Below are 26779 nucleotides of genomic sequence, written 5' to 3'. Positions count from 1 at the left end.
ACCCCGCCCCATGCCAAGACCAACGAGCAGCCAAGCCGACAGTCACATGATCCGCCGGACAGCTCCTAGCCCTTCGTCAACTCCTCCGCCACCAACTCAGCAATCTGCACCGCGTTCAAAGCAGCCCCCTTCCGCAGATTGTCATTGGAGACGAACAACGCGATCCCGTTCTCCACCGTCTCATCCCGCCGAATCCGCCCCACGAACGACGGATCCTGCCCGGCGGCCTGAAGCGGCGTAGGAATATCGGTCACCACCACCCCCGGCGCGACGGAGAGCAGTTCGGCGGCCCGCTCGGGAGACAGCGGCCGGGAGAACCGCGCGTTGATCTGAAGCGAGTGCCCCGTGAAAACAGGAACCCGCACACACGTCCCGGACACCTTCAGCTCAGGCAGCTCGAGGATCTTCCGCGACTCGTTGCGGAGCTTCTGCTCCTCGTCGGTCTCACCCAGCCCGTCGTCGACGAGATTCCCGGCGAAGGGCAGCACGTTGAAGGCGATGGGCCGCTTGTAGACCTGAGGCGCGGGGAACTCCACGGCACCCCCGTCGTGGGTGAGCTTCTCGGCGTCCCCCACGACCTTCTCGACCTGCCCCTGAAGCTCGGCCACCCCGGCGAGCCCGGACCCGGAGACGGCCTGGTAGGTGGTGGCGACGAGCGCTTCGAGCCCCGCCTCCCGGTCCAGCACCTTCAGGACCGGCATGGCGGCCATGGTCGTGCAGTTGGGGTTGGCGATGATCCCCTTGGGCCGCTGGGCGATCGCGTGCGGATTGACCTCGGAGACGACCAGCGGCACCTCGGGGTCGCGCCGCCAGGCGGAGGAGTTGTCGATGACGACGGCCCCCTGCGAGGCGACCTTCTCCGCGAGCGCCTTGGAGGTCGAGCCGCCGGCGGAGAACAGCACGATGTCGAGCCCGGAGTAGTCGGCGCTCGCCGCGTCCTCGACGGTCACCCCGTCCAGCTCGGAACCCGCCGACCGGGCGGACGCGAACAGCCGCAGCTCGGTCACCGGGAACGCGCGCTCCTTGAGGATGCGGCGCATGACCGTACCGACCTGACCGGTGGCTCCGACGATTCCGACCCTCACGGCGACTCCCTCTCGATCTACGTCCCTGTGTGCCTGCCAGGCAGACCTCCCCATCATGCGTCCCACCTGACCCCACGTGTCCAATTGATTCCCCCGCGCTCCCGGAAACCCCCCGCCGTACCTCCGGCCACACCCCCGCTGAGCTGGAGAAATTCCCCGTACGACACCGTCTTGCCGCAATCCGTACGTTCACCGCCCGCCGGTGTGACGTACGCCTCGCCCGGAGCCGGATCGCCGCCGGGCAGCGAAAAGGGCGGGCGCTCGGAAAAGCGCCCGCCCTGTCACAACCCGAAGCCACGGAGTCCCGGAGTTACGGAGTGACCTTCTCGATCACGACCGTCCCCATCCCGGCGGCGGTGCCGCGCGAGTTGACCAGCCGCACCTCACCGAACAGCTCCCGCCCGGCGGGCCCGGCGGACTTGGCCAGCACCTGCCCGGAGACGGTCGCGGAGGCGCCGCTCGCGATGGACACGGCACCGGAGCCGACGGAGACGGTGCCGAGCGCGGAGGAGAACCAGACGTCCTTGTACTGGTACGTCGTCGTCCCGGCCGGAACGCTGTAGCCGGCCACGACGACCGTGTACGTACCGGCGGCCGGCTTGACGATGCTCACCGACTCCTCGGAGTCGGCGTCGGCGGACTGCGCGACCTGGACGCCGTCGCGGAACACGGTCAGGTCGAGGTCGGCGGCGAGGTCGGAGACCTGGCCGATGGCGACGTCGAACCGCTCGACGCCGGCCGGCACCTCGACGGTCGTCGTCTGCGAGGCGCCGTTGGCGATGACCGGGGCGGCCAGCTTCGCGGAGCCCAGCGAACCGCCGGAGAGGGTCGAGGCGAGCGGCGCGAAATCGTTCTTGACCGTCCAGTCGGCGGTCACGGGCGTGCCGACGGCCGCCTCGGGAACCGTCCGCACGGCCGGCGCGAAGCTGGTGCCCAGCACCGACACGTCGAGCGTGTAGGGGTTGTCCAGGTGCGGCGACGTCCGCCGCGACTCGACCTCGATCTCCCAGACGCCCGGCGCGGGCTCGGAGTAAGTGCGCAGGTCGGGGCGGCAGTTGTTGGGCAGCGTCGGGCTGGAGTAGTCGCTGTAGCAGTACACCGAGGACGCGTCGTCGACCGGCACCCCGTACGGGTGCAGCGCGATGAACCGGGTCTGGCTCTTGTCCTTCAGCCCGCCGAGCGCGACCTCCAGCGTCTTCGCGCCCTTCGGCACGGTCACGAAGTACGAGGTGCTGCTGTTGCGCTGCGTGCTCGCGGACTTCGAGAAGGAGAAGGAGGGGGCGGCGAGCGGCTGGGCGACGACGACCGTGGAGAGGATCTGCCGGTCGATGCCGGCGGTCTTCGGGTCGTCCAGGGTGACGATCGCGCTGTGCACGCCGGCCGACTTGGCCTGGGCCTGCACCTTGAGGGTCACCGGGGTGTTCAGCGGCAGGCTCACCTCACGGACGCCCAGCTTGAACGTCCCGTCGTTCGTCTTCAGCCCGACCTTGTGCTTGACGGACCCGGCGGGCCCGGAGGTGCGGGTGACGACGACGTCGTAGGACCGCTTCTCGCCGGTCTTCAGGCCGCCCTCGCGGTCGTAGATGCCGGTGCCGAAGCCGGGCTCTTGCAGGGAGCCCGAAAGGGCCGTGCTGACCGGGGCCTTGACGGTGTAGTCGTGGGCGGTCGCGTTCTTCTTGATGGCGTCCCAGGCCTGGACGATGCGGATCAGGCCGGCGCCCTGGGTGTGCGCGGGGACGTCCTTGATCTCGCGGGCGGTGCTGGTGAGCGCCGTGCGCAGGGTGAGCGGCGACAGCTTGATGCCGCGCTGCTTGGCGGCGGAGATCAGCAGCGCGCTCGCGCCCGCGGCCTGCGGCGACGCCATCGACGTGCCCTGGAGCATCGCGTAGCCGGCGGGCAGCCGGTAGCCGGACTCGGCGGTCGGGGCGCCCGGTGCCCAGGTCTGGATGGTGTTGATCGCGGCGCCCGGCGCGACGAGCGTCGGCGCGAAACCGCCGTCCTCGCGCGGGCCGTTGGAGGAGAACGGCAGCATGGCGTACTTCTTGGCCACCTGCGAGCCGTAGTTGGCGGCCCACGTCTCCTTGGAGATGGACGCGCCGACGTTGATCACCTTGTCGGCGAGCCCGGGGTCGCCGATGGTGTTGAGGCCGGGCCCGGAGTTGCCGGCCGAGATGACCAGCTGCACGCCGTAGGTGTCGATGAGCCGCGTGTACAGGCGGGCGCGCGCGTTGTTGCCGTCGTTCAGCGGGGGCAGTCCGCCGATCGACATGTTGACGATGTCGACGCCGCGCTTGGTGACGAGGTCGATCATGCCTTCGGTGAGCGCGACGTTGGTGCAGCCGCCGGTCCAGGTGCAGGCCCGCGAGGAGACCAGCTTGGCGCCCGGCGCGGCGCCGTTCATCCGGCCGCCGAACAGCGAGTTGGCGGCGGTGATACCGGCGACGTGGGTGCCGTGCCGGCTCTCGACGACGCCGATGTTGACGTAGTCGGACTTCGCGCCGGCCGCGTTGTAGACGACGTCCTTGCGGATCTCGACGACGAACGGGATGCGCTCGACGACCTCGGTGGCCGGGTCGTCGGTCCCGAAGTACCCGATCTGGAAGCCGTCCTTGTACGGCTTCAGGGCCTCGTCGTTCGTGAAGTCGCCGTCGTTGTTCAGGTCGACGCGGACCGTGCCGTTCGCGGCGTCGTACAGCACGCCCCACACGTCGGTGGTGTCGCCGTCGCGGTTCAGGTCGCCGGCCATGTCGCCGCCGCGCGTGACGGACTCGGCGAACAGCTGGAACTTGTAGTCGCCCGCGGGGGCGGTCCAAGTGCGCCCGGCGACGGTGAAGTTGGGCCCGCTGACCGAGGTGGTCATCCGCAGCCAGGTGCCGTCGCCGTCGACCACCGGGTCGGTCGAGGTGACCCAGTCGACGATCTTCCGCTCGCCCGTGGTGGTCTTCTGGAGCGCGGGGTGGCCCAGGTCGACGCCGGAGTCGAGGATGCCGATGGTGACACCGCGGCCGTCGTACGTCGGGTGGTCCTCGACGAAGGAGACGGCGCCGGTCTCGAAGGAGGGGTTGTAGGGGTTGGCGGCGGGGGTGTTCTTGTCGGGCGCGGGGTAAGTGCCGGTGTTTTTGGCCTCGTTGTCGCTCTGCGGCGTCGGGTCGTCGAGGGCGATCTCCTGGCGGAGGTCGATGGCCTGGACGGACTTCAGCTTCGACGCGGCGGCGATGGCGGCGTCGGCCTCGGCGGTCGGGAGGGTGGCGCGGACGTAGCCGAGGGCGTCGTCCTTGCGCCCGACGAACCCGCCGTCGACAGCGTCGAGTTGGCCCGCGACCTGGCTGGTCTGGCCGGGAGTGGTGGCGACCATCAGCGTGACGGTCTTCGCGCCGTCGGCCTTGGCCTCGGCGAGCGCCTGCGTGTCGTCGGCGCCGAGCTTGCCGCTGTCCGTCTCGGCTTTGACGACGGGCTGCTCACCGGCGAGGGCGAGCGGCACGGGCCCGACGCCGGCCAGCGCGGCCACGAGCCCCGCGGCCACGGCTATTCGGGCCGTTCGTCTGTGGGGGGTGAGGGTCATGGGCATCCCTTGGTCGAGTGATCGCCCAGCTTTACTCAAGGGCCGGGTTTTTGGGGAGTGTTGACCACAAGCGGAGGGATGTATGGGGAAAACCCGCGATGGACTTTACGGAAATGAATGGCAAGTCGGGGCGAACCGCTTCTAGCGTGAGGTGAACTTTTCGAGAGGGGTGGACGTTGAGAAAGACTCGGCGGACGGCTGCGTACGCGGTGGTGGTCGACGAGGGCCGCATCCTGCTGGCGCGCTTCCCGACGGAGGACGGCGGGCATGTGTGGGTGATGCCCGGGGGCGGGGTCGAGCACGGGGAGGATCCGTACGACGCGGTGATCCGGGAGTTGCGGGAGGAGACCGGCTACGAGGTCGAGGTGGTGGGCCTGTTGGGGGTGACGTCGCGGCGGGTGGAGTTTCCGCGCCGGGCGTGGTGGCGGCGGCCGGTGGACCATCACGGGATGGCGGTGCTTTATGAAGCGCGGGTGCGGGGCGGGGGGTTGAGGCCGGAGGTGAACGGCTCGACGGACCTGGCGGCGTGGCACGAACTGGAGGGGCTGTCGGCTCCGGGGGCGGGTGCGGTGGAGCTGGGCAGCATGGTGCCGAAGGCGCTGAGGATGTGGCGGGAGCGCCCGGCGGCGGGCCATCTCGAAGAGAGCTGACCCCCTCTCGGGCTCGAAGAGACCCGCCTTTCTCGGTCAGATTTGGGCCGGAAGCGGCTCAACCCCCGCATCCGGCTCAACCGCCCTGCCCCGCAAGGCGTTTCCCCCCGTGACCACCGCACCTGACCAGGGCGCGGCAGAAGCAGGGGGAGAACAGCATGAGGACAGCACTCCGTACGACGGTGCTGGCGGCGACGGCCCTCACGGCGACGGCGGCGCTGGCGGCACCGTCGTTCGCGGCGGCCGGCGCGACGGGACACCAGGCGACGAAGGAGGCGGTGGAAGGGGTCGTACGCCAGGGCGTCCCCGGCGCGACGCTGACGGTCCGCGACGGCGGGGGCACCTGGTCGACGACGGCCGGAGTCGGCGACATACGGACGGGCGAGCCCCGTTCGGCCGGCGACCACTACCGCGTGGGCAGCATCACCAAGACGTTCGTGGCGACCGTCCTCCTCCAGCTGGAGGCCGAGGGCAGGCTGTCGCTGGACGACACCGTCGAGCGCTGGCTGCCCGGCGTGGTGCGCGGGAACGGCCATGACGGCGGCAAGGTGACTTTGCGCCAGCTGCTGAACCACACGAGCGGGATATTCAATTACACGTCGGACGACCAGTTCGTGCGGGACTACTTCCTGAAGAAGGGTTTCGACGAACACCGTTACGACACGCTGACCCCGGCGGAACTGGTGGGAATAGCGATGCGGCACGCGCCCACCTTTGCGCCGGGTACCTCGTGGTCGTACTCCAACACCAATTACGTACTCGCCGGCATGGTGATCGAAAAGGTCACCGGAAAGCCGTACGGGGAGGCGATCCGCGCGCGCATCCTCAAGCCGCTGCACCTGACGGACACGTCGGTGCCGGGAACCCGGGTCTGGCTGCCCCGCCCGGCCAGTAGGGCGTACTCCAAGCTGGCGGAGACGGTGGACGGGCCGTCGTACGACGTGACGGAGATCAATCCGTCGCTCGCGTCCTCCGCCGGAGAAATGATCTCGACGTCGGCGGATCTGACGCGTTTCTACAGCGCGCTGATGCAGGGGAAGCTGCTGAAGCCGGCTCAGCTGAAGGAAATGAAGGAGGAGACGGGGCCGGTCAACTATGGGCTCGGTCTGTACTCCGGGAAACTTTCCTGCGGGGTGACGCTCTGGGGCCATGACGGCGGAATTCACGGCTCGCTCTCGATGGCGCTGACGACGGCGGACGGAAAGCACTCGCTGGCGATGAACCTCAACGGGGACTGGGCCGTTGACGCCTCGGCCGTCGTGGAGGCGGAATTCTGCGGCAAGGCGCCCGCAGGGGGCACCGGGGCCGCCCCGGGGGTCGGGCGCATGACCGGCGCCGGTCTGTAATCCATCATCCGACGAAACGAGACGCCCAGTTCATCCGCATGAAATATCCGTGCCGCCTGATATCGGCTAACCCGCACTTTCACGGGGATGGCTTGATTCAGGTGTGCAAGGCGGGTGAGCGCTGTGCTGCGTGTGCTGTCGGTCTACGAGGGGTTCTTCTCCGGGGGCGCCCGGATCGTTCATAGCGATGTGGTGCTGGGTCTCCGGGAGGGGGGCCAGCACCACAAGGTGCTGAGTCTGTACGGGGAGGTGCACCGGGAGGCGACGCGGCAGCGGATGGAGGACGACGCGTGCTATCGGGCGCTGACGGCGGCGGGGGTGGGGGTGTCGAGCCTGGGGCGGGTGCACGGGGGGCTCCCCGCCGGTGCTCTCGGGATTTCCGGTGGCGGGCTGTTCACCGGTGCGGAGCTGGCGGACACCGCCCGGGCGATGGCCGAGGCGGACGTCATCCTCTCGCTCAAGGAGCAGCCGCTGGCGCTGCTGAACCAGGCGGGCCTGCCGAGCCGGCCGGTCGTGGTCTGCCTGCACCGCTCCGACCCCGAGAACCAGTCCTTGGAGGCGCTGCGCACCGCGATCGCCGAGGGGACGGTCGCGGCGGCCGTCTGCTGCGCGGAGTCGACCCGCGCGGCGTACGAGGCGGCCGGGGTGCCCCGGGAGCTGTTGGTGACCATCCCCAACGGCGTCGACCTGATCCGCTTCCGCCCGGACGCGGCGCGCAGAGTGGCGGTACGGGACGAGCTGGGCATCTCGGAGACGGCCCCGGTGGTGATCTTCGCCGCCCGCTACGACGGGATGAAGAACGTACCGCTGTTCCTGGCGGCGGCTGCGGAGTGGCTGCGGCGGGAGCCGGAGGGGCGGGTGCTGATGTGCGGGGCGGGGATGAGTGAGGGGAACGCCGCGCTGGTGGCTGAGCTGGAGGCGGCCGGGGTCCGGCGGGACGGGGTGCGGCTGCTCGGGGTGCGGCGGGACATGGAGTGCCTGTACGCGGCGTCCGATGTGGTGGCGCTGACGTCGGCGTGGGGGGAGGCGGCGCCGCTGTGCCTCATCGAGGGGATGATGTGCGGGGCGGTGCCGGTGTCCACGGATGTGGGGGACAGCGCGGCGATCGTCGCGGGGCATGGGATTGTGACGCCGCCGGATGCGGGGGTGATCGCGGGGGCGTGGTCCGAGGCGGTGGCGGCGAGGGCGGAGTTCGGCGGTGCCCTCGCCGCGAGCCGGGAGCGGTTCAGCAGGACGCGGATGATCGCGTCGTATGCGGCGTTGTTGGAGCGGGTGAGCGGGAGGGCTATGCGGAGGTCTCGCGCAGGTGCGTGAGGAAGGGGGACCAGGCGGAGGTGGGGAGCAGTAGGGCTGCGCCGGCTGGGTACTTGGAGTCGCGGATGCCGATGCTGGGGGGGAGGAGGGCGACTTCGAGGCAGTTGTTGCCGCCGGAGTCGCTGTAGGACGACTTGAACCAGGCGTGCTCGGGAGCGAGTTCAGGCGCTGTGAAACGGGCATGCATGAGTTAGAGCTCTCGTTCCAATCGGTGGAGAAAATCCGGCGTGTCCTCAGGGGGTAGCGCCGATGCTGCCATGGTGTCGAACCGCCTTGTGAACCGGTCGACTTCGCGAGGCTTGTCGGAGGTGGAGACAGAGCCCCATGTGGTGTCGGTCTGGATCCTAGGCGGGAAGGCGTTGCCGAAGTCGAGGATCACGAAGTCGTTGGTCGACCGGTAGCTTCGGCGGAACGGCAGTACCTGAACGGTGACATGGCCCCAGCCGGCGAGCTCCTCGATCCGCCGGTATTGCTCACGCATCACGTCTGCCCCTCCGACCACATACCGTAGTGCGGCCTCGCCGAGGATGACGTGCAGCTTGACAGGGCCCTCCCGGGTGAGCACTTCCTGCCGCTTCATCCGCAACTCCACGCTGCTGCGGATGCGTTCGGTCGTGTACTCCTCGACTGGCTTGTCCACCTCGTTCTTGGCGAGCGCGTAGTCCTCGGTCTGTAGGAGGCCGTACACCAAAGTCGGGTGGTAAGCCTTCATGGACCGGGCCTCTGGCTCGATGCCGACGAAGGAGGGCATCCCCGGAGGCATTTCCGCCCGGTACCTCGTCAGCCAATCCTGGTTGTTGGACTCCTTGTTGAGGCTGACGAGGCCGTCAATGATGTCGGGATCGCTGACGCCGTACCGGTCCAGCAGCTTGCGCAGATCCCCGATGTTGCGGAAGTTGAGACCGCCGCCCTCGATGCGCTGGAGGGATGCCTCGGAGATCTTCAGCCCGACGACGGCCTGCTTCCGGGTGTAGCCGCCACCACGCTCCCCGAGACCGCAGTTCTCCCGCAGATGCCGGAGCTGAAGGCCGAGTTCGAGCCGTTGGGCGGTGCGCCCGCGCTTGGCTGCCATGTGCACCTCTCTGTGCTGTGACGTGTACGGCAAGTGACCGTGCGCAGAGTGTGGCACCGGGTGCGCGGCCGCCGCAGGCGAATGCGCAGATCTAGGCATAGTCCACTTTCCAACGCGCTGATTAATCAGCGTGGTTTCGATTGCAGTCGAACGCGGGGGCCGGTCACCGTGTCTGGACAGGCACGACGAAAGGACCCCCACGCATGGACGGCATGGACCGCATGGCCGACACCCCCCTCGTGTCGGAGGAATGGATGTTCAGCTACCCGATGATCCCGGCCAGCGTCCGCTTGGCGAGGCGCCATGCGAGGGGCCGCCTGGAGCTGTGGGGCTGGCCGGGAAGGGTGGACGACGCGGTACTGGTGATCTCGGAGCTGGTCACGAACGCCGTAAAACACGCAAGGAAGCCGGGCCACGAACTCTGGCTGACCCTGAGGGTCCTGAAGGGCACGGAGGTCTTGGAAATCGAGGTGGCAGACCCAGCGACAACGGAGATGCCCAGGCTCCACGGGGCTCTGCCGGAGGAGGAGGGGAGGGGGTTGCCGCTGGTGGAATCCCTTACGTCGACGCTGACTTGGAGCACGCGGAAGGGGGTGGGGAAGGCGGTTAGGGCGTCGTTGGTGGGGGAGGGGTAGGGGGCCTTGCGTGTGCGGGGGCCACGGCCGGAACAGGTCGATGACCTGCTGGGCGTCGGGAATAGCCCCGCGTGTGCGGGGACCACCCAGTCCGGCGGGGGAGCGGGGCGGGAATCCCGGGAACAGCCCCGCGTGTGCGGGGACCACTGGTCAAGGCCAGCGCGGTACGGCGGTACGGCGGGAACAGCCCCGCGTGCGCGGGGACCACTTGTTGGTGTTCGTCTCGACTCCGCTGGCGAGGGGAACAGCCCCGCGTGTGCGGGGACCACGAGGTAGTCCACGACGATCAGGTCCAGGCCGCGGGAACAGCCCCGCGTGCGCGGGGACCACAACCAATCCGGGTGTCCCTGCTTGGCCAGCCTGGGAACAGCCCCGCGTGCGCGGGGACCACCTTGCGCAGGTCGTCGACCAGATACCTTTCCTGGGAACAGCCCCGCGTGCGCGGGGACCACATGCCATACGCGAAGAGATCGCCCCATGGGCCGGGAACAGCCCCGCGTGCGCGGGGACCACATCTTCGAAGACAGCACCCTCGCTCACGAAGCGGAACAGCCCCGCGTGCGCGGGGACCACCTCTTCCGTGGGCGGAGCGAGGTCGTCAGGATGGGAACAGCCCCGCGTGCGCGGGGACCACAGGTCGTGACCTGGCTCTTTATCTCGGCAGACCCCAGTTCCCCATCACTTCCCAGCAATCGGACATTCCCCTCCCCTCAGACAATCCAACCCCGCCCCACCCGAAGCTCCTACCCGCCACCCTGCCCACAACGCCCCACCCGCTAATCCCGCCCCGACAAGCACCCCCCACTCCAAGCACCCCCCGAAAGAACCCCCCGCCACAGAAGCCCCCGCCCTCGCCCGCACCCAACCCCACACCCAAAGTGAAACCACCCCCCTCAGCACCCCAACCCACCCTCTCCGCCCCTCCAGGAAAGGGGACCGCCAAGTGCAACCGCCCCAGGCGACCCCTTCCCGTCGGCCTGCCCAGTCCCCTCCTACCGAGGCAGGACCACCACGCAAGCCGCCGGTGGTCGGTCCGCTGAAGTCATCAGGGCTGTCCGTACCACCACCGCCTGCTGCTCAAGCGACTCCCGCAGCTTGCGGGGAGTCAGGTGAACGACCGTGATGCCCAGGCGCTCCAAAGTTTCCCGGCGCCGCGCGTACTCGGACCACAACGGATCCCCGGCCTCCCACACATCCCTCGGCGTCCGCGTGTCCAACTCCACCGCCACCGCATGATCGGGCCAGTACGCATCGACACCCCCCAAGTACGGCCCACCCGCCAACCGCAGATCCACGTTCCACACCGGATCCGGCAACCCGAACTCCCGCACCATCCGATACAACCGCCCCTCGGCAACCGCCCGCCCCTCCGCCAGCAAGGAATCCACGGCATCCACCACATGAGCCCGCGCCAGCAACTGCGCGAACTGCAACTCCCGTACGACTGCCGCAGGTTCACAATGCCCGTCCCGCACGGCCTCGGTCAGTAGCCGCTGCACGGCGTCGGCGTCGCGGAGCCCGGCGATCGCGTCGGCCAGGGCACGGGCGACCGGGGCCAACGGGACCCCCGTCGACAACTCCGGCGCCGGCAAGGCTGTCGTACGAACGATCCGCACACAGCCCGTCGAACGGAGCCGGCGCAGGCGGGGGACGAGGACGTCGATGTGGGACAGGGAGGAGAGCGGCGCGGTGCCGACAAAACCGTGCAACGTCAGCGCCGCCTCGCCGGTGATCATCGCTCCGGGGTAAGCGCCGGCGCCTGTCCCGGAGTGAGCCTCCGGGTTCGCCCCGAAGTAACCCTCAGGACTCGCTCCGGAGTAAGTCCCGGAGCCCGCATCCGGGTTCGCTCCGAAGTAACCCTCAGAGCTCGCCCCGGAGTAACTCCCGCAGCCCGCCTCCGAGTTCGCCCCGAAGCGAGCCCCGGGGGCCGCTCCTGAGCAAGTCCCGGAGCAAGTCTCGGAGTAAGTCCCTGGGTCCGCCTCTGAGCGAGTCCCGGAGCAAGCCCCAGGGTCCGCCTCCGAGTTCACCCCCGGGTTCGCCCCGGAGTAAACCCCGAGGTTCGCCCCGGAACCCCCCTCCAAGTTCGCCCCGGACCCCCCCTCCAAGTTCGCCCCGGAGTCCACCCTCGGGTTCGTCCCGCAGCTCCTCCCGGAGGTCATCTCCGAGTCCCCGGAGTTCCGCGAAGACGCTCCCGAATCCCCGAAGTTCCGCGAAGACGCCCCCGAATCCCCGGAGTTCTGCGAAGGCACCCCTGGGGCCCCGTAACTCTGCAAGCCCAAGTTCTCGGAGTTCCGCATCGGCACCCCCAAGTTCCCGGAGTTCTGCGCCCGCACCCCCGAGTCCCCGGAGCCCGTTCCGGAACCGCCCTCCCAGTTCTGCGCCCGCACCCCCGAGCCCCCGGAGTTCCGCACTGGCACCCCCGAGTCCCCGGAGTTCGCGCCGGCGCCCCCCTCCCAGCTCACCCCCGAACTCTGCGCCGGTACCCCACCCTTCGCCGTCGCGTACAGCAGCGCCCCCCGTACCCGTTCCTCCCCCGTCGGCCGGCCGGAGTGCAGGACGTACACGCCCGGCAGCAGCTGCTGCCAGCCGTCGGCCGCGCGGCACCGTTCGTTCATCTCTGCCGATGAGATGCCATGGGCCCGGAGTTGAGCCGCTGTCATGACGCCGGCCGTCGGGAGGCGGTGGAGGGAGAGGGGGGTGTCGGAGGAGTTCATGCTGAGGGGATTCCCATGTCTGGTTTGTTCTGTAACCACTGTTACGTGGCTGTCGACAAAGTCGGACAAGCGGGGGCTAAAGGAATCCCTGGTGAGTGCCGAGTAGGGGGCGTCCTGCCTGGTACCGGGGGAGGGCCCCGGAGGTTACGGGTGCGCCCCCGCAAATTCTGTAACGTTCACCGCAGCCCCAACCCTTGGCCAGCGCTCCCCTTCCACAAGGCTCAGCCTCTCGACCAAGCCCGCCTCTCGACGAAACCCCGCCGCGTCCCCGCCGCGTCCCCGGCGAGGCCCCTGCTCCGGCCAAGGCCCCCACTTTCCAGCCGGGCGCCACCTCTTGGGCAAGCCCCGCCACCAGCCAAGGCCCCTACAGGGAGTTGCCAAGCCGCCCCCAGGGGAAGGTCCCCTACCAAGCCGCTTCCCCCCTGCCGAGCCCCCCCCGCCAAGCCGCCCTTCCCGGAGAAGGCCCCCCTCCCAACAAGCCCCAGCCCTCCTCCAGGAAAGGCCCCCATCAACCCCCTACCCCTCCACCACCCCCTGCGCCCGCAACCCCCGCGCCAGATCGTCCCGCGCCTCCAGCACCAACCTCCGCAACGCCGGCGCCGCCCCCGCATGCCCCTCCAGCCACGCGTCCGTCGCCCCCAAAGTCTCCGGAGTGTCCAGCAGCGACGGGAACAACCCGGACACCACATCCATCCCGATCTGGATCGACCGCTCCCGCCACACCCCCTCGATCGCGGCGAAGTACTTGGCGGAATACGGCTCCAGCAGCTCCCGCTGGGACGCCCGGGCGAAGCCGGCGATGGTGGCGCCCGCCAGGGCGTTGGAGAGGGCGTCGGACTCCACTAGCTGCGCCCATGCCTGGGCCTTCACGGCGGCCGAGGGGCGGGCCGCCAGGCAGCGCACCTGATGCCGCTTGCCGGACGCGGTGTCGTCGCGGGCGAGTTCGGCGGCCAGCTCCTTCTCCGCCACCACCCCGTACGTGGCCAGCGTGTCCAGGAACGCCCAGCGCAGCTCCTGGTCCACCGCCAGACCGGGGATCTCCTCCGTGCCCTCCAACAGGCCACCCAGCAGCGCCAGATCCTCCGCGGCGGACGCCACCGACGCGAAGAACCTCGCCCACGCCAGCTGATGCTCACCCCCGGGCTCGGCCGCCCGCAGCTCCCGCAGGGACTCCCGCGCCAGCAGCTCCTCACCGGCGGGACGCCAGGCGCGCGGCGCGTAGTGGGACAGCGCCGCCCCGGCCCAGCCGTGCAGCGTCTGGAGCACACCGATCTCCGACTCCACACCCCCGAACCGCGTCACCAGACCGATGAAGTCCGGCGCCGCGAACAACGCGTCCCGGGTCAGATTCCACAGCGCCGACCAGCACAGCGCCCGCGCCAGCGGATCCCGGATCTCGCCCAGCGACTCCCGCAGGGTCTCCAACGACCGCTCGTCGAAACGGATCTTGCAGTACGTCAGGTCGTCGTCGTTCACCAGGACCAGGTCGGGCGCCTCGGCGCCGGCCAGCTCCGCGACGGCCGTCCGCGCGCCCTCGACGTCCACCTCGGCCCGCGCGTAGCGGACCAGGCCCTCCGCCGAGCGGCGGTACAGACCCACCGCCACCCGGTGCGGACGCGCCGGCTCGCCCTCCTGGAGCACCGACAGCTCGGCGACCCGGCCCGCGTCGTCCAGCCGCACCTGCGGCGTCAGCGAGTTCACCCCCGCCGTCTGGAGCCAGGACCGCGCCCACGCCGTCATGTCCCGGCCGCTGGTCTCCTCCAGGACCGACAGCAGGTCGCCCAGGCGCGTGTTGCCGTACGCGTGGCGCTTGAAGTAGCGGCGGGCGCCCTCCAGGAAGGCGTCCTGGCCGACGTACGCGACCAGCTGCTTCAGGACCGACGCGCCCTTGGAGTACGTGATGCCGTCGAAGTTCAGCTTCGCGTCCTCCAGGTCACGGATGTCGGCCGTGATCGGGTGGGTCGAGGGGAGCTGGTCCGCGCGGTAGGCCCAGGCCTTGCGGCGGTTGGCGAACGTGATCCAGGCGTTCTTGAAGCGGGTCGCCCCCACGTTCGCGAACGAGCCCATGAAGTCCGCGAAGGACTCCTTCAGCCACAGGTCGTCCCACCACTCCATGGTGACGAGGTCGCCGAACCACATATGGGCCATCTCGTGCAGGATCACGTTCGCCCGCGCCTCGTACGACGCGCGCGTCACCTTGCCCCGGAAGATGTACTCCTCGCGGAACGTCACCAGCCCCGGGTTCTCCATCGCCCCCAGGTTGTACTCGGGGACGAACGCCTGGTCGTACTTCCCGAAGGGGTAGGGGAAGTCGAAGTGCTCGTGGAAGAAGTCCAGGCCCTGCTTGGTGATCAGGAAGACGTCGTCCGCGTCGAAGTGCGGCGCCAGGCCCTTGCGGCACATCGCGCCCAGCGGGATCTCCAGCCGGCTGCCGTCGGCCAGGACCCGGGAGTAGGAGTCCGTCACATAGTGGTACGGGCCCGCCACCACGCATGTGATGTACGTCGAGATCGGCTTCGTCTCCGCGAACCGCCACACCCCGTCCGCCGGCGTGCCCGCGCCGTTGCTCCACACCGTCCACCCCTCGGGCGCGCGCACCTCGAAGCGGAACGGGGCCTTCAGGTCCGGCTGCTCGAAGTTGGCGAACACCCGGCGCGCGTCCGCCGGTTCGTACTGCGTGTACAGGTAGACCTCGCCGTCCTCCGGGTCCACGAACCTGTGCAGACCCTCGCCCGTACGGGAGTACGCGCACCGCGCGTCCACCACCAGCTCGTTCTCCGCCGCCAGGTCCTCCAGCGCGATCCGCGAGCCGTCGAACACCTCGCCCGGGTCCAGATCCCGCCCGTTCAGCGACACCGCCGTCACCCCGGGCGCGATCAGGTCCGCGAAGCTCGACGCGCCGGGCTCGGCGCAGCGGAACCTGATCGTCGTCACCGAACGGAACGTCCGCGGGCCCTCCTCGCCGGACGCCGCCTCACCCACCGCCGACCGCAGATCGAGCGAGACCTCGTATCCGTCGACGGACAGCAGCGCGGCTCGCTCGCGGGCCTCGTCACGGGACAGATTCTCACCGGGCACAGGCGGTACTCCCTCGGTACGTTCGGCCAGGACGGTCGATACGGTCGCTACGGTCAGGACACTCACTCCGGCTGTACCGTGCGGTACGGCTGGACACGACCGATCCTGCCACGTGCTCCGGACCGCACACATCGGGGAACACCCTGTATCCGACCCCCACCCCACCCCGGGGCCGAACGGGTGAGCCACCCCGAGCGACCCTGACCGGGCATACCGGGAATGGGTGAGTGAACTGCGCCGTTATCCCGAAGCCGCTGGAAGAACTCTGAGGAGAGACATGTCGGACACCCCCGCCAAGACCCCCGTCGACTTCTGGTTCGACCCCCTGTGCCCCTGGGCCTGGATGACCTCCCGCTGGGTGCTGGAGGTCGAGAAGCAGCGCGACATCGAGGTCCGCTGGCACGTCTTCAGCCTCGCCGTCCTCAACGAGGACAAGCTGGACCAGCTGCCCGAGGAGTACCGGGAGCTGCTGGCGACCAAGGCGTGGAAGCCGATCCGTGTCGTCACCGCCGCCTGGCAGAAGCACGGCGACGGCATCCTCGGCCCGCTCTACACCGCCCTCGGCACCCGCTTCCACAACAACGGCGAGGGCCCCACCCTGGAGGCCGTCGCCGCCGCCCTCGACGAAGTCGGCCTCCCCGCCGACCTCATCGACTACGCCGACCAGGAGGACTTCGAGTTCGACGCCGAACTGCGCGCCTCCCACAAGGAGGGCATCGACCAGGTCGGCCAGGAGGTGGGCACCCCCGTCATCTCCGTCCCCGGCCCCGACGGCAAGCAGGTCGCCTTCTTCGGACCCGTCGTCACCCCCGCCCCCAAGGGCGAGGACGCCCTGAGGCTCTGGGACGGCACCCTCGCCGTCGCCTCCGTCCCCGGCTTCTACGAGATCAAGCGCACCCGCACCCAGGGCCCCGACTTCAGCAACCTGTGAGCCGCTAGGAAGAGGGGGAGCCTCCTGGACTCCGCATCTCCTCCGGCAGGTCGGCCCCCACCCGCCAGTTGTCCTTGCGCTGGACCCGGCGGCATCCGGTGGCCGTGCAGCGGTGGTAGGCCAGTGGGCGGAACTTCTCGTCCCGCTCGCTGGGATACCCGCTGACCGCCTCTCTGGTCGCCGCGGCCTCGGGTCCTTCCAGATCCCGGAAACCCCGCAGCCGCCGCCCTTCGCAGTTCGGGCACCAGACATCGGACACGCATACCTCCTCGGACCGGAGTCAAGGGGAGCATAAGGCGCCGCCCGCCACCGTGAACGCGGAATCCGCCCCACCCCGAACCCCCCAACACCCCACCCTCGCCCCCCAGTTCACCCACCATGCACCATGGACCCCATGACGAAGATCGACAGCACGGTCCCCCACTCGGCCCGCATCTGGAACTACTGGCTCGGCGGCAAGGACAACTACCCCGTGGACGAGGAGGCCGGCGACGCCTACACCGCCGTCTTCCCCGGCATCGTCACCATCGCCCGCAGCAGCCGCGCCTTCCTGGGCCGCTCCATCCGCCACCTCGTCCAGGAGGCGGGCGTACGCCAGTTCCTCGACGTCGGCACGGGTCTGCCCACCGTCGACAACACCCACGAGGTCGCCCAGCGGTACGCCCCCGAGGCGAAGATCGTGTACGTCGACAACGACCCGCTGATCCTCGCGCACGCGCGTACGCTGCTCTACTCCTCCCCGGAGGGCAGGACGGCGTACGAGCACCTGGACCTCTACGAGCCCGAGTGCATCATCGAGGCCGCCGGCAACACCCTGGACCTCGACCAGCCCGTCGCCCTCATCCTCAGCGGCATCCTGGGCCACGTCGACGGCTACGACCGCGCCCGCGACCTCGCCCAGGCCTTCATGGCGGGCCTCCCCTCGGGCAGCTACCTCTCCCTCAACGACGGCTCCCGGGGCACCGATCCGGCGTACGAGCACGCCCAGGACGGCTACAACGAGACCGGCGCGGTGCCGTACTTCCTGCGGCCCGTCGCCGAGATCGAGGGGTACTTCGACGGGCTGGAGCTCGTCGGACCCGGCGTCGTCTCCGTCCCGCTGTGGCGCCCCGAGGCCGGCGCCGACACCACGCCGATCGGACAGCACGGCGGCCTCGGCCGCAAGCCGTAACCCCCTGGGCCGGCCGTAACCCCCCGCACCACGAGAAAGCCCCCTGTGAGCTCAGGTACTCACAGGGGGCTTTCCTCAATCCGCCTGCCGCACGCGAAGGTTGAGAAGACGATCACGAGGCAGGACGTTCACCAGGAACCTCAGGGGTTCAGCAACAGCACGTCCGTACGGGACCTGGCGGCCTCGTAACGCCTCGCCACGTCCTGCCAGTTCACCACCGCCCACATCGCGTCGATGAAGTCCACCTTCTGGTTCTTGTACTGGAGATAGAAGGCGTGCTCCCAGGCGTCGAAGACGAGGATCGGGGTCGCGCCCTGGCCGACGTTGCCCTGGTGGTCGTAGACCTGCTCGACGATCAGCCGCCCGCTCAGCGGCTCGTACGCGAGGACGCCCCAGCCGGAGCCCTGGGTCGTCGCGGCGGCCTTCGTCAGCTGGGACTTGAAGCCCGCGAAGGAGCCGAAGGACTCGGTGATCGCGTCCGCGAGGTCGCCCACGCCGTCGGCCGCCAGGGGCTCACCGCCGCCCGCGCCCGTCATGTTGTGCCAGTAGACGCTGTGCAGGATGTGGCCGGAGAGGTGGAACGCCAGGTTCTTCTCCAGGCCGTTGACCGAACCCCACTGCTCCTTGTCCCGCGCCTCGGCGAGCTGCTCCAGGGTGTCGTTGGCGCCCTTGACGTACGCCGCGTGGTGCTTGTCGTGGTGCAGCTCGATGATCTCCGGGCTGATGACGGGGGCCAGCGCGGAGTAGTCGTACGGGAGTTCAGGCAGCGTGTAGACGGGCATGCGGGGTTCCCCTCCGAACCTCTTACTGCTCATTGGTTCTTATTGCAAAGAGCTTGCAGGTGCAGGCTAGCAAGAAAAAGCCCCTCGCGGATCATCCGCGAGGGGCTGCGCCGGGAACCGCTCAGCGGCGGGCCCGCTGCCACATGTACCCGACTCCCGCCAGCGCCAAGGTCATCGCCCCCGTCGAGTACAACTGCACCCGGGTCCCCGGCTCCCGCGCCATCAGCACGAACACCGCCACCATCCCCGCCAGCGCCACCCACGTCAGCCACGGGAACCCCCACATCCGCACCACCAGCTTCTCCGGAGCCTCCCGCTCGGTGCGCCGCCGGGTGCGCAGCTGCGAGACGGCGATGAAGATCCAGACGACGAGGATCACCGCCCCGATCATGTTCAGCAGCCAGGGGAAGACGTCCTGCGGCCGCCAGTAGCTCAGCAGCACGCACACGAACCCGAACAGCGACGACGCCAGCACCGCCAGCCGCGGCACCCCGCCCGACACCCGCCCCAGCGCCTTCGCCGCCAGCCCCCGCTCGACCAGCGAGTACATCATCCGCGAACCCCCGTAGATGTTCGCGTTCATCGCCGACAGCAGCGCCACCAGCACGACGACGTTCATCAGCTGACCGGCGCCGGGGATGCCCAGCTCGTCCAGCGTGGCGACGTACGGGCCCCGCTTGGCGACCGCCTGCGCGTCCCAGGGGACCAGCGTCACGATGACGGCCATCGAGCCGACGTAGAACAGCGCGATCCGCCACATTGCCGTCCGCACCGCGCTCGCCACACCCCGCACCGGGTCCTCGGACTCGGCCGCCGCGATCGTCACCGTCTCCAGGCCGCCGTACGCGAAGACCGTCGCGAGCAGGCCGACGACGAAGCCCTCGCCGCCGTTGGGGAAGAAGTCGGAGAGGTGCGAGGTGCCCGGGGCGGTGGTGTCCGGCAGGACGCCCATGATGGCGAGCACGCCGAGGACCAGGAACAGGCCGATCGCGGTCACCTTCAGGGCCGCGAACCAGAACTCGAACTCACCGAAGTTACGGACGGCCGCCAGGTTCGTCCCACAGAACACCAGCATGAAGAGGGCCACCCAGGCCCACTCCGGTGTCCCCGGCAGCCACCCGGTGACTATCTTCGCGGCGCCGAGCCCCTCCAGGCCGACCGCCGTGCAGATCAGCACCCAGAACGCCCAGCCCGCGGTGAACCCCGCCCACGGACCGATCGCCCGCTCGGCGTGCGCGGAGAACGAGCCCGACGACGGATACGCCGCCGACATCTCGCCCAGCATCCGCATCACCAGCATCACGAGGAGACCGGAGAGGGCGTAGGCGAGCACGATCGACGGACCGGCGGCGGCGATCCCCGACCCGGAACCGACGAACAGACCGGCGCCGATGACCCCGCCGAGGGCGATCATCGACAGATGGCGCTGCTTGAGACTGTGGGTGAGACCGGGCGCCTCGGCGCGCGTCTCGACATTGCTGGGCATGGGCGCGGCTCGTCCAATGCAAGAGAAGGGCAAAGGGGTTCAGGGTACCGACGGGGCGTGAGCATGCCCAGTGACGGACGTCACGCCCCGGGCGGGTGCGGTCCCTCACCGCGCCCCCGTGACCGGAGTCACGCCCCGCGACGTGTGAGACGCGCTCTTTGTCAGTAGCCCACCAACCCGCTGACCAGCCGTTTGTCGATGAGTGACGGTGAGCGCGCGGGCCCGCCTGGGATAGCGTCGCGTTCGTCCCCCGCCCGTCCCCGAGCCCGCGGAGTCCACCATGAGCGCCGTCGCCGCCTCGTCCGCCCGCCCTGGGCAGGTCCTCGCCGATCTGCTTCCGTCCACCCGCGTCCGGGACGCCGCCCTGGTCGTGGGCGGCGCCGCCCTCACCGGCCTCGCCGCCCAGCTCGCCGTGCCGGTGCCCGGCTCCCCGGTCCCGGTGACCGGCCAGACCTTCGCCGCGCTCCTCGTCGGCACCTCCCTCGGCGCCCGCCGCGGCTTCCTCGCCCTCGCCCTGTACGCCGTCGCCGGTGTCGCGGGCGTCCCGTGGTTCGCCGAGGGCGGCTCCGGCGCCGGCATGGTGTCCTTCGGCTACATCCTCGGCCTCCTCCTCGCCTCCGCCGCCGTGGGCGCCCTCGCCCGCAAGGGCGCGGACCGCGGGGTGCTGCGGATGGCGGGGACGATGCTGCTGGGCGAGGCGGTCATCTACGCCGTCGGCGTCCCTTACCTCGCCTACGCGGCCGACATGTCCGCGTCCCAGGCGATCGCGGCCGGCCTCACCCCGTACCTGATCGGCGACGCGCTCAAGGCGGCGCTGGCGATGGGGCTGGTGCCCGGGGTGTGGAAGCTGCTCGACAAGCGCTGAGCCGCGCTGTGCGACAGGGGGCGTGTCACCGCGTGTGACACGCCCCCCTTCTCTGTCTCCTGAGCCCCCTGGGTTTTTACGCCGCCTCAGGCCGCCGCCGCGTCCACCACACCCCCGCCGCCCCCGCCGTCATCAGCGCGAGCCCCGCCGTCCCGAGGGAGAAGAGGTCCTCCGAGGCCCCGGTGTTCGGCAGCTCCGCCCCGCCGCCGGGCGCCGCCGGCTTGTTGTCGGTGCCCAGCACCAGCGCGGTGGCCGGCGCGTTCGGCGTGGGACTCCCGGTGCCGAAGGGGACCGGGCCCTGCTGCCAATAGGTCTTCTTGCCGTCCGGCGACCGCACGGGAAGGGAGATCTCCCCCTTCTTGCCCAGGTCGTAAGTAGCCGATACCGCATACGACTTCGAGGCCCCGGCCGCGAGACCGGAAAGGGAGCAGGAGAAACCGCTGTTCGCGCCCGCCGGAAGATTTCCCTTGGGAATGACCGAGCACCCCTGTACCGCGTTCACCGTGAGCCCGTCGTATCCCACGACCAACAGCCTGATCTCACCACTCCCTTTCGTCCCCTCATTCTTCACGGTCGCCTTCAGTGCCGTCTGACGCGTCTTGTTGTCCACCGAGATCTTCACCGGCAGGAAGGTCGTCAGCCGGACGCCCACCGGGGCCGCGTCGATCGCCTTGCCCCCCTTCGGACTGCCGGGCTGGTCATCGGCGCCGGCGCGCGGCGCCAGGATCAGTACCGCCGCCGCGAACACCGAACCGGTGACGACGGCCGTACGTCGAGAAATCATGCCCGCCCCCTCGCTCCCCCTCGACCGCTGCTGAATTCGCGGTACTTGAAGAGGTACCCCAGGAATTCTCCGCACTATGCCGGTGGATTCGGTACGCCTTCACGCCGAAGGGCACTCCCCGGAGCGAAAGGGAGTGCCCTCAAGATCTGCGCGGCGAGTTTTAAGGCGCCGTGACCTCGTGCTTCCGTACCTTGTCCTTCACGAACGCGATGATCAGGACGCCCGCCGCGACCGCCAGGGACAGCAGGACCGTCTCGCGGCCGTCGTGCTCGGTGTCGGTCAGCATGTAGCCGAGGACGAAGACGATCAGAGCGGCCGTCGCCCACGTCAGATACGGGTACAGCCACATCTTGACGACGAGCTTCTCCGGGGCCTCCGCCTGGATGATGCGGCGCATCCGCAGCTGCGAGAAGCAGATGACGAGCCACACGAACAGGGCGACCGCGCCGGAGGAGTTGACGAGGAAGAGGAAGACCGAGTCGGGGTACTTGTAGTTGAAGAAGACGGCGACGAAGCCGAACAGCACCGACGCGACGATCGCCGCCATCGGCACCCCGCGCGAGGTCGTCCGCGCGAACGCCTTCGGCGCGTCCCCGCGCTCACCGAGCGAGAACGCCATCCGGGACGCCGTGTACAGACCGGAGTTGAGACAGGACAGCACCGACGTCAGCACGATGAAGTTCATGATCTGACCGGCGTGCGCGATGCCGAGCGAGTCCAGCGCCGCGACGTACGAACCCTTCTCCTTGATGGAGGGGTCGTTCCAGGGCAGCAGGGTGACGACGACGAAGATCGAGCCCAGGTAGAAGACCGCGATCCGCCAGATGATGCTGTTCGTCGACTTCGTGACCGCCCGCTGCGGGTCCTCCGACTCACCGGCCGCCAGCGTCGCGATCTCACTGCCCATGAAGGAGAAGACGACCAGCAGGACACCCGTCAGGATCGCCCCGGCGCCGTGCGGCAGGAACCCGCCGTGATCGGTGAGATTCCCGAGCCCGGCCTTGTCGCTGTCCACCCCCGGCAGCACCCCGAACACGGCCAGCAGCCCGACCACGACGAACGCGCCGATCGCGACGACCTTGATGCCGGCGAACCAGAACTCGAACTCGCCGTAGGAGCCGACCGAGACCAGGTTCGTGGCGGTCAGCACGACCATCACGATCAGCGCCCAGCCCCACTGCGGCACGGCCGGGATCCAGCCCTCCAGGATCTTCGCGCCGGCCGTGGCCTCGACCGCCAGCACGACGACCCAGAAGAACCAGTACAGCCAGCCGATGGTGAACCCGGCCCACGGCCCGAGCGCCCGGTCGGCGTGCGCGGAGAAGGAGCCGGTCGTCGGGTTGGCCACCGACATCTCGCCCAGCATCCGCATCACCAGCACCACGAGCGTGCCGACGAGGGCGTAGGACAGCAGGATGCCGGGGCCCGCGGTGGCGATGCCGGTGCTGGAGCCGACGAAGAGACCGGCCCCGATGACACCGCCGATGGCGATCATCGACAGATGCCGGTTCTTCAGGCCCGCCTGGAGGCCGGGCCCGGGTTCCTCCGGGCTCGTGGGGGGCTTCGAGAGGGTCGGGGGCGAGGTCATGAGCGGTCCTTTGCGCGGCGTGGGGGTGGGGAGGGGAGCGGACGGGGGGTGCGGGTGCTGGCGGTTAGTGAAACTGAGGCTGCGGATTTCGTGTACCCGCCATTAAGGATCGTCGACGCGGGTTTTCTGGACGTTTCGTAGAAATACAGGGGCTGTGCACGTCTCGCGCGGCCCGTGTCACACTCGTCCCATGCGCGTGTACCTAGGCTCGGACCATGCCGGCTACGACCTCAAGAACCACCTGGTGACCTGGCTGAAGGAGGCGGGCCACGACCCGGTCGACTGCGGCCCCCACCTCTACGACGCCCAGGACGACTACCCCCCCTTCTGCCTGCGCGCGGCCGAGCGCACCGCGGCCGACCCGGACGCCCTCGGCATCGTGATCGGCGGCTCCGGCAACGGCGAGCAGATCGCCGCGAACAAGGTCAAGGGGGTGCGGGCGGCCCTGGCGTGGAGCGCGGAGACCGCCGCGCTGGGCCGGGAGCACAACAACGCGAACGTGATCGCCGTCGGCGCCCGTATGCACACCCAGGAGGAGGCGACGAAATTCGTCGAGACCTTCCTGGGCACCCCCTTCTCCGAGGGCGAGCGGCACATCCGCCGCATCGAGATGCTGACACGCTACGAGACGACCGGCGAGCTGCCGGAGATCCCGGCGCACCACCCGCAGCAGTAGGGGCGGCGCTCCCGGGCGCCGGGGGGCGGGAGAATGGTGTGATCCGACTCAGGGAGGTCACCGTGCCGGAGGGGCACACCATTCACCGGCTGGCGGCGGACTACGCGGAGCGTTTCCTCGGCACCACCCCCCGCGTCACCAGCCCGCAGGGCAAGTTCTCCGACTCCGCCGCCCTCCTGGACCGCGCCGAGCTCACCCGCACCGAGGCCCACGGCAAACACCTCTTCCTGGGCTTCCGCGACAGCGACTGGATCCACATCCACCTGGGCCTCTTCGGCAAGGTCACCTTCGGTACGACCCCCGCCCCGCCGCCCACCGACACGGTCCGCCTGCGCCTCGCGAACGCGACGGCGTACGTCGACCTCCGCGGCCCCACGACCTGCGCCCTCCTCACCGGCGAGGAGAAGACGGCGATACACACCCGCCTCGGCCCCGACCCGCTGCGCGCCGACGCCGACCCCCGGCAGGCGTACGCCCGCGTCTCCCGCAGCCGCACCACCATCGCCGCCCTCCTCATGGACCAGAAGATCATCGCGGGCGTCGGCAACGTCTACCGCGCGGAAGTCCTCTTCCGCCACCGCATCGACCCCTACCGCCCCGGCAAGGACATCACCGAACGCGAGTGGACGGCGATCTGGAGCGACCTCGTGGACCTGATGCGCGAGGGCGTCCGCAACAACCGCATCGACACCGTCCGCCCCGAACACACCCCGGAGGCGATGGGCCGCCCCCCGCGCAAGGACGACCACGGCGGCGAGGTGTACGTCTACCGCAGGGCGACGCAGCCCTGCCTGATCTGCGCGACCGGGATCAGGACGGCCGACCTGTCGAACAGGAACCTGTTCTGGTGCCCGACCTGCCAGACACCGTCGTAGCCCCGAGGGACGAATGAGCGAATTTCGCCCTACCCGCACGGGGACGGCTTTCCGTGAAGTTCACTGTGAAGTCGGGCCTCGGACGGGGGACAAGTGGGACCTCCCGTGCCAAGCGCCGGGTCGGATGGATAGGGTCCCGAACTGATGGCAGCAGGACGACAGCGGCGCGCGGAAGCCGAGACGCTCACGGCCCGGTTGAGGCATTTGATGCACCGGGTCCGCACCGGCGTGCGCAGAAGCGCCGTGGACTACTTCCGCGGCGACGGCTCCGACTGGATCGCGCTCGCCGGACTCCTCCTCACCATCCCGCTCATCGCGGCCATGACCCTGGCCAACTCGGTGTGGTGCTCCCCGGCCGCCCTGGTCCTGCCGATCGTGGCCGGCGGGCTCCTGCTGCGCCCCTCCAGCCTCCTCGCCCTGTACGCGGCGGCGGCGACGGCGCTGATCGTCGAGTCGGTCCAGCTGGGCCCGTACACGGAAGGTCCGTCGCGGGTCACCCCGGGCATCGTCCTGGTCGTAGCGGCCTGCGGGTTCTTCGGCCTGCTCATCGCGCAGTTCCGCAGCCGCGTCGGGGTGCCCTGGCGGCGGGGCGGAACGATGCTCTTCGACCTGCGCGAGCGCATCCGCGTCCAGAGCAAGCTGCCGAAACTGCCGCCCGGCTGGCACCGCGAGATGGCGCTGCGCCCGGCCGGCGGGCAGTCCTTCTCCGGCGACTTCGTCGTCGCCGCGCGCACCAACGGCGGCCGGACGATGGAGGTCGTCCTCACCGACGTCTCCGGAAAAGGCATGGACGCCGGGTCGCGCGCCCTGCTTCTGTCCGGCGCCTTCGGCGGACTGCTCGGCTCCCTCCCGCCCCACGCGTTCCTCCCCGCCGCCAACGGCTACCTCCTGCGCCAGGACTGGGACGAGGGCTTCGCGACGTCGATCCACCTGGTCCTCGACCTCGACTCCGGCGACTACGAGCTGTACTCCGCCGGCCATCCCCCGGGCCTCCAGCTCAGCGCCGGCAGCGGCCGCTGGGAGGAGAAGGCCGCCGAGGGCCCGCTCCTCGGGGTGTACGAGGGCGCCCAGTTCGACCCCGTGAAGGGGGCGTTGCGGCCCGGGGACGTGCTGATGCTGTTCACGGACGGGCTGGTGGAGACGTCCGACCGGGACATCGTCGAGGGCATCGACCGGCTCACCGGCGAGGCGGACCGTTACGTCGCCGGCGGATTCCAGGGCGCCGCCTGGCACTTGATCGAGGCGGTCGCGAAGGATGTGAACGACGATCGGGCGCTGCTGCTGGTGTGCCGGGAGGGGCCGACGGCGACGAGGTTCTGACGTGCCGGTGGCGGCGGGGTTCCGACGTGTTGGTTCCGTAACCGAACTTCGTTCCCGATTGCGGAGGCGGAGCAGGTGTTGCTACAGATGGTGTCGTAGTGGTGCCTACGGGGAGGCGGCGAGCGGTATGAAGTTCGACATGGGGGCGCAGACCCTCTCGACGCTGATGAAGGACTCGCGCGGTTCGAGTGACGATCTCGGCGCGCTGGTCCGGCAGTTGGTGCAGGCGGCGCAGCCGCTGGAGGGCAAGTTCAACGGCGCGGGCCGGGTCATGTTCGACCAGTTCAAGGCGCGCGCGGACGAGATCGCGAGCGAGCTGAACGGGTCGCTGTCGGCGATCCTGGGGGGTCAGTCGGGGATGGACTCGGCGTTCGGCTCCGGGGATCAGGAGCAGGGGGACAACGCTCGGCAGCAGATGTCGGCGGCGAACTTCGATGCGGCGAGGTTCGGTTCGCGCTGAAGTTCTGTAGCGGCGTGGTGCTTTTAACTTTCTTCCGGAGCACGGGGAGTTGGTCATGGCTGGTGCGGGTTCGGACCGTCGGTCGTACGACTCTGGGGCGTCCGCGGACGCGCAGGGCAACATCCAGACGGTGATCGCGCAGTTGGAGACGTTGATCGGGCAGCGGGACCGGCAGGTGAAGGCGGCGATGGCCGACTTCACGGCGGACGGTGTCGCGGACGAGTACCACGGCAAGGAGCAGCGCTGGAACAGCGCCTCCAACGAGGTCCGCAACATCATCGCGCTGCTGAAGACCACGCTGGAGAAGAACGACGGCACGGCCTCGTCGACGCTGTCGCGCGCGAAGGCCGCCGTCGACAACATCGGCTGAACGGCCGTCTTTCGC

General features: G+C 69.6%; 22 protein-coding genes, 1 pseudogene and 1 CRISPR repeat array. Of the genes and pseudogenes, 12 read left to right on the top strand and 11 right to left on the bottom strand.

From position 1 onward, the window contains the following. Positions 1-65: 65 nt before the first annotated feature. Positions 66-1085: an aspartate-semialdehyde dehydrogenase gene (locus ACYUD3_RS37785; protein WP_470980797.1), complete on the bottom strand. Its 1020-nt coding sequence runs from the start codon at positions 1083-1085 to the stop codon at positions 66-68. A 310-nt stretch (positions 1086-1395) separates the two neighbouring features. Beyond that, entirely contained in the window at positions 1396-4647 is a 3252-nt protein-coding gene (locus tag ACYUD3_RS37780; protein ID WP_470980794.1) for a S8 family serine peptidase, read from the bottom strand. Positions 4648-4823: 176 nt separating this feature from the next. Here ACYUD3_RS37780 and ACYUD3_RS37775 point away from each other — a divergent pair, with 176 nt between their 5' ends. From ACYUD3_RS37775 to ACYUD3_RS37765, 3 genes are all read left to right on the top strand, one after another. Continuing rightward, on the top strand, positions 4824-5297 hold the full coding sequence (locus ACYUD3_RS37775; RefSeq protein ID WP_470980791.1) for an NUDIX hydrolase: 474 nt from the start codon (positions 4824-4826) through the stop codon (positions 5295-5297). 158 nt (positions 5298-5455) lie between these two features. Beyond that, on the top strand, positions 5456-6643 hold the full coding sequence (locus tag ACYUD3_RS37770; protein ID WP_470980788.1) for a serine hydrolase domain-containing protein: 1188 nt from the start codon (positions 5456-5458) through the stop codon (positions 6641-6643). Between the two features lie 132 nt (positions 6644-6775). Continuing rightward, entirely contained in the window at positions 6776-7957 is a 1182-nt protein-coding gene (locus tag ACYUD3_RS37765; RefSeq protein ID WP_470980803.1) for a glycosyltransferase, read from the top strand. On the opposite strand, the gene ACYUD3_RS37760 is transcribed toward ACYUD3_RS37765, so the two are convergent. Then, complete coding sequence (locus ACYUD3_RS37760; RefSeq protein ID WP_470980787.1) at positions 7929-8144, bottom strand: DUF397 domain-containing protein; 216 nt, start codon at positions 8142-8144, stop codon at positions 7929-7931. The two genes, ACYUD3_RS37765 and ACYUD3_RS37760, sit on opposite strands and share 29 nt — an antisense overlap. A gap of 3 nt (positions 8145-8147) precedes the next feature. Continuing rightward, positions 8148-9029 carry a helix-turn-helix domain-containing protein gene (locus ACYUD3_RS37755; RefSeq protein ID WP_470980785.1) on the bottom strand — a complete coding sequence of 294 codons (882 nt, stop codon included), beginning with the start codon at positions 9027-9029 and terminating at the stop codon, positions 8148-8150. 203 nt (positions 9030-9232) lie between these two features. On the opposite strand from ACYUD3_RS37755, the gene ACYUD3_RS37750 reads away from it, so the two are divergent. After that, positions 9233-9664: an ATP-binding protein gene (locus tag ACYUD3_RS37750; protein ID WP_470980782.1), complete on the top strand. Its 432-nt coding sequence runs from the start codon at positions 9233-9235 to the stop codon at positions 9662-9664. Positions 9665-9722: 58 nt separating this feature from the next. Then, positions 9723-10298: direct repeats of the CRISPR family, unit length 28 nt; unit sequence GGAACAGCCCCGCGTGCGCGGGGACCAC. Positions 10299-10656: 358 nt separating this feature from the next. Here ACYUD3_RS37750 and ACYUD3_RS37745 read toward each other — a convergent pair. Both ACYUD3_RS37745 and pepN read right to left on the bottom strand, forming a co-directional pair. Continuing rightward, positions 10657-11412: pseudogene (locus ACYUD3_RS37745) on the bottom strand (hypothetical protein); the annotation flags it as partial. A gap of 1482 nt (positions 11413-12894) precedes the next feature. Further along, complete coding sequence (gene pepN, locus ACYUD3_RS37740) at positions 12895-15456, bottom strand: aminopeptidase N (RefSeq protein ID WP_470980779.1); 2562 nt, start codon at positions 15454-15456, stop codon at positions 12895-12897. A 277-nt stretch (positions 15457-15733) separates the two neighbouring features. Here pepN and ACYUD3_RS37735 point away from each other — a divergent pair, with 277 nt between their 5' ends. Next, entirely contained in the window at positions 15734-16387 is a 654-nt protein-coding gene (locus ACYUD3_RS37735; protein ID WP_470980777.1) for a mycothiol-dependent nitroreductase Rv2466c family protein, read from the top strand. A gap of 4 nt (positions 16388-16391) precedes the next feature. On the opposite strand, the gene ACYUD3_RS37730 is transcribed toward ACYUD3_RS37735, so the two are convergent. Beyond that, positions 16392-16646 carry a hypothetical protein gene (locus ACYUD3_RS37730; RefSeq protein ID WP_470980774.1) on the bottom strand — a complete coding sequence of 85 codons (255 nt, stop codon included), beginning with the start codon at positions 16644-16646 and terminating at the stop codon, positions 16392-16394. Positions 16647-16781: 135 nt separating this feature from the next. Here ACYUD3_RS37730 and ACYUD3_RS37725 point away from each other — a divergent pair, with 135 nt between their 5' ends. Next, positions 16782-17558: an SAM-dependent methyltransferase gene (locus tag ACYUD3_RS37725; RefSeq protein ID WP_470980771.1), complete on the top strand. Its 777-nt coding sequence runs from the start codon at positions 16782-16784 to the stop codon at positions 17556-17558. A 140-nt stretch (positions 17559-17698) separates the two neighbouring features. On the opposite strand, the gene ACYUD3_RS37720 is transcribed toward ACYUD3_RS37725, so the two are convergent. Further along, positions 17699-18340, bottom strand: coding sequence for a superoxide dismutase (locus tag ACYUD3_RS37720; RefSeq protein ID WP_470980768.1), 642 nt, complete (start codon positions 18338-18340; stop codon positions 17699-17701). A 121-nt stretch (positions 18341-18461) separates the two neighbouring features. Next, entirely contained in the window at positions 18462-19826 is a 1365-nt protein-coding gene (locus tag ACYUD3_RS37715) for an amino acid permease (RefSeq protein ID WP_470980767.1), read from the bottom strand. 280 nt (positions 19827-20106) lie between these two features. Between ACYUD3_RS37715 and ACYUD3_RS37710 the strand changes: the two genes are divergently transcribed. Next, on the top strand, positions 20107-20691 hold the full coding sequence (locus ACYUD3_RS37710) for a biotin transporter BioY (RefSeq protein ID WP_470980765.1): 585 nt from the start codon (positions 20107-20109) through the stop codon (positions 20689-20691). A 76-nt stretch (positions 20692-20767) separates the two neighbouring features. Here the strand turns inward: ACYUD3_RS37710 and ACYUD3_RS37705 are convergent, their stop codons facing one another. Both ACYUD3_RS37705 and ACYUD3_RS37700 read right to left on the bottom strand, forming a co-directional pair. After that, the gene (locus tag ACYUD3_RS37705; protein WP_470980762.1) at positions 20768-21475 is read right to left on the bottom strand and encodes an LPXTG cell wall anchor domain-containing protein; all 708 of its coding nucleotides are present in this window, start codon (positions 21473-21475) and stop codon (positions 20768-20770) included. Positions 21476-21635: 160 nt separating this feature from the next. Beyond that, positions 21636-23063 (bottom strand): amino acid permease, encoded by a 1428-nt coding sequence (locus ACYUD3_RS37700; RefSeq protein WP_470980760.1) that lies wholly within the window; start codon positions 23061-23063, stop codon positions 21636-21638. A gap of 190 nt (positions 23064-23253) precedes the next feature. Between ACYUD3_RS37700 and ACYUD3_RS37695 the strand changes: the two genes are divergently transcribed. The 5 genes from ACYUD3_RS37695 (at position 23254) to ACYUD3_RS37675 (ending at position 26764) form a co-directional block, all read left to right on the top strand. Then, positions 23254-23739, top strand: coding sequence for a ribose-5-phosphate isomerase (locus ACYUD3_RS37695; protein WP_470980757.1), 486 nt, complete (start codon positions 23254-23256; stop codon positions 23737-23739). 62 nt (positions 23740-23801) lie between these two features. Next, complete coding sequence (locus tag ACYUD3_RS37690) at positions 23802-24614, top strand: Fpg/Nei family DNA glycosylase (protein WP_470980800.1); 813 nt, start codon at positions 23802-23804, stop codon at positions 24612-24614. Between the two features lie 144 nt (positions 24615-24758). After that, positions 24759-25934, top strand: a complete 1176-nt coding sequence (locus ACYUD3_RS37685) for a SpoIIE family protein phosphatase (protein ID WP_470980755.1) — start codon at positions 24759-24761, stop codon at positions 25932-25934. 127 nt (positions 25935-26061) lie between these two features. Beyond that, positions 26062-26394 carry a hypothetical protein gene (locus tag ACYUD3_RS37680; RefSeq protein WP_470980753.1) on the top strand — a complete coding sequence of 111 codons (333 nt, stop codon included), beginning with the start codon at positions 26062-26064 and terminating at the stop codon, positions 26392-26394. 55 nt (positions 26395-26449) lie between these two features. Continuing rightward, a complete protein-coding gene (locus ACYUD3_RS37675) occupies positions 26450-26764 on the top strand; it encodes a pore-forming ESAT-6 family protein (protein ID WP_470980752.1) in 315 nt (104 codons plus the stop codon). Positions 26765-26779: the final 15 nt, after the last annotated feature.

Source organism: Streptomyces sp. AMJ-169, from assembly GCF_055597585.1.
This window is presented reverse-complemented; position numbering and strand designations above follow the sequence as displayed.